Raw genomic sequence first — 2518 nt, forward strand, 5'->3', positions numbered from 1 at the left:
GGCGGGGCCGGGACGCGCCGTCGAGCACCTTGAAGGCCAGCGCGCTCCCGTCCGGCAGCCCGGCGCCGTACACGCCGTCGGCGCCGTCCTTCGCGACCAGGCCGGGGACCGCCTGCATGGCACGCGTCGCGTCGCGCCCCGTGCCGCCGACCATGTGCGGGAACGCGGACATCGCCCCGGCGACGGCCGCCTCCGGCGAGCCGGGCGCACGCCGGGGCGCGGCGGCCAGGTGACCGAACCCGCGCGCGAGCCCGCGCACCGTCGTCGAGTACAGCGGCGCGCCGCAGCCGTCGACCGTGACGTGCTCGACCGGGACCCCGGTCAGCTCGGCGACCGTCTCGCGGACGGCGACCTGGAGCGGGTGGTCCGCCTCGAGGTAGGTGGCCGTGTCCCAGCCGGCGGCGACGCACGTCGCGAGCATCGCCGCGTGCTTGCCGGAGCAGTTCTGGGCGAGGGGCGCCGGGCCGCCGTGCTCGGTCTGCCAGGCGAACGCAGCGGGCGGGTGCAACGGCATGTCGGGTGTGCTGCGCAGCGCCGACGTGTCGAGGCCGACGCCGGCGAGGATCTCCTCGACGCCGGCGAGGTGCTCGGGCTCGCCGTTGTGGCTCGCCGCGGCCAGCGCGAGCAGGCGCGGCGGCAGGTCCAGCCCGTGCCGCAGCATCGCGACGGCCTGGAACGGCTTGACGCTCGACCGCGGCCAGATGACCGTGTCTGGGTCGCCGAGCTCGAGGTCGGTGCCCTCCGGCCCGCCCTGCAGCACGAGGTGGCCGAGGTGCACGGACTCCACGAGGTCGCCGCGCACCACCTCGGCGAGCGGGACGGCCGCGTGCGCGACCGAGGCCCCGGCCGCTGTCACGACGCCGACCGCGCGCCGGGCACGCCGTGGGACCCGGTGCTCACCAGCCGCCCGGCCGTCCGCCGCCCGTGCCGCCGCCCCGGCGGCCGTTGCCGTACGGCTGCAGCCGCGGGCGCACGTCGACGAGGTAGACGATGGCCGCCACGACGGCGACGAGGCCGAGGAAGCCGAGATTCGGCCCGCCGAGCGGGAGCGACAGGAACCCGAGGACCGCGGCGGCGACGAGGATCCCGAGCCAGATGGGCTTCGTCAGCTTGCCCTCCGCGGTGAAGGCGCTCGCCGGGCGCCGCGCGGCGTCGACCAGGGCGAACAGCTGGACGCCGAACACCACGAGGGTGAGCAGCAGGTAGATGACCCACTGGAGGGTCCCGATTCCGAACACGACGACGAGCCTACGGTCTGGCGGGCCGCTTCGGCACCCGCCGCGCGACGCCGCAGGGCCCCAGGACGTCGGACGCCGCCGCCCCGGCGGTCACGGGACGACCCGCAGCCCTCGCCCGCGGGCGCCGGCGGCCACCACCGGGTCCCACGCGGCGACGAGCGTGTCGTCGTGCGCGACCGCGAGCGCGCTCGCGACGTGCACCGCGTCGTTGCTGCGCAGCGCCGCCGTCGCGCCGGCCGCGGCCCCTCCGGCGACCCCGTCGGAGGAGCCCAGGAGCGCCGACGCCTGCGCGGCCACCTGGCTCGTCACCTCGACGACGTGCAGGGCGGGCCACAGCGACTCCCACGTGGCGAGCGCCTCGGCGTGCTCGGCCGCGTCGAGCACGTCCGCCCGCACGCCGGCGGCGAGGGCCGCGCGCAGCTCGGTGTCCGAGAGGCGGCTCGTCACGACGACGTCCGCCCGGTTCCACAGCCGGCTCGCGAGCAGCGTCCCCAGCTCGGGCACGCAGAGCTTCACGAGCGCGCTCGCGTCGAAGTAGACGAGGGCCACCGGGCCTCCTCAGCGGCGGATGCGCCGCACGAGCGCGGCGACACCGGAGCGGGTCGAGCGTGCCGCCGGGACGGCGGGGGCGCCGACCGCCCGCTCCGGCGCGGCGTCGGACGTCGGGGCGCCGGCGTGCTGCGGCCGCTCCGTCGACGGCGGGGTGAGCAGTCCGTCGCGTGTCAGCTCGGTCACGAGGTCGGCCGTCGCGATGCCGGTGAGGCGCGCCACGGGGACGCCGCGCTCGGTGACGACGACCTCCTCACCCGCCCTGGCCCGCTCGATCCACGACCTGAGCTCGGCGCGCAGCGCGCTGACGGGGACCTCCATGTGCGCACCGTACCGGGCGGGAGCCCGCAGGTGCAGGGTGAAGACGGGACGAATCCGGCGACGGCCGCGGACCACCCGACGTCCTGCCCCCGGCTCAGAGCTCGGGCAGGGCGGCGCGCGCCTCGGCGGGGGTCGCGCCCGCGGCCTCGAGCACGTCGACGATCGGAGAGCGCAGCAGCATGACGAGCGACTGCACCTGCCAGTCCCCCGCCCCGACGACGTGCGGGTCGGCCGTCCGTGCCACCTCCACGAGCACCTCGCGCGCGACGGCGGGGTCCCGGCCCGCGCCGATCGCCTCGGCGAGCACGCGCGTGCCCGCGGCGAACCGCGCGACGAGGTCGGCGACGGGCTCGAGGTCGCGATCGTCCGGACCGTCCGCCGCGGGCCGGGCACGGCGCGCGAGCACGCGC

4 protein-coding genes and 1 pseudogene are annotated in these 2518 nt (G+C 77.7%); all 5 read right to left on the reverse strand.

The window, feature by feature from the left end; translation table 11 throughout:
• A partial coding sequence (locus JZ5iCDA_RS16790) for an asparaginase (RefSeq protein WP_069388160.1) occupies positions 1 to 856 on the reverse strand: 856 nt, incomplete at its 3' end.
• Between the two features lie 40 nt (positions 857 to 896).
• A complete protein-coding gene (locus tag JZ5iCDA_RS16795) occupies positions 897 to 1238 on the reverse strand; it encodes a DUF2516 family protein (RefSeq protein WP_069388161.1) in 342 nt (113 codons plus the stop codon).
• Positions 1239 to 1328: 90 nt separating this feature from the next.
• Positions 1329 to 1787, reverse strand: a complete 459-nt coding sequence (locus JZ5iCDA_RS16800) for a type II toxin-antitoxin system VapC family toxin (protein ID WP_069388162.1) — start codon at positions 1785 to 1787, stop codon at positions 1329 to 1331.
• A gap of 9 nt (positions 1788 to 1796) precedes the next feature.
• Positions 1797 to 2108, reverse strand: a complete 312-nt coding sequence (locus tag JZ5iCDA_RS16805; protein WP_069388163.1) for a type II toxin-antitoxin system Phd/YefM family antitoxin — start codon at positions 2106 to 2108, stop codon at positions 1797 to 1799.
• Between the two features lie 94 nt (positions 2109 to 2202).
• Positions 2203 to 2518: pseudogene (locus JZ5iCDA_RS19200) on the reverse strand (FUSC family protein); the annotation flags it as partial.

The organism is Cellulosimicrobium cellulans (assembly GCF_001722485.1).
Lineage (GTDB): Bacteria > Actinomycetota > Actinomycetes > Actinomycetales > Cellulomonadaceae > Cellulosimicrobium > Cellulosimicrobium cellulans_A.

What these genes read in the sequence shown, in the direction of transcription:
- JZ5iCDA_RS16805 (WP_069388163.1), bottom strand. Translation starts at nt 2,108, where the DNA reads ATGGAGGTCCCCGTCAGCGCGCTGCGCGCCGAGCTCAGGTCGTGGATC.